The sequence below is a fragment of the Tritonibacter sp. SIMBA_163 genome, assembly GCF_046535935.1.
Taxonomy (GTDB): domain Bacteria; phylum Pseudomonadota; class Alphaproteobacteria; order Rhodobacterales; family Rhodobacteraceae; genus Epibacterium; species Epibacterium scottomollicae.
Genome location: NZ_JAWJBP010001394.1, coordinates 1 through 234, shown reverse-complemented (window position 1 = coordinate 234; position 234 = coordinate 1). Strand labels below are relative to the sequence as shown.

Sequence of the window (234 nt, the reverse complement as noted above, 5' to 3'; positions counted from 1 at the left end):
ACGGAATTGGTGATATAAAGAAATGCATTGAAAATGAATTTAATTGTGATGTTCTATTTCAGCCTCTTGTCATTGATTCTGATGAAAAGGTAATATTTAATCTGTTTATTTCAGATGAAGAAGATAGATGCAAATTGATTACAAAGTTTGGCGATAGAATACAAAAAGAGAAAAATAATTAATCGTTTTACATTAATCATATATGATAAATAACGTTAGATAACGTTATTTGGG

The 234-nt window shown here is 26.5% G+C and carries 1 protein-coding gene; it reads left to right on the top strand.

The features are described from left to right. The coding region (locus tag R0J92_RS26875; protein ID WP_411053931.1) for a hypothetical protein at positions 1-182 on the top strand (182 nt) is incomplete at its 5' end. Between the last annotated feature and the right edge of the window lie 52 nt (positions 183-234).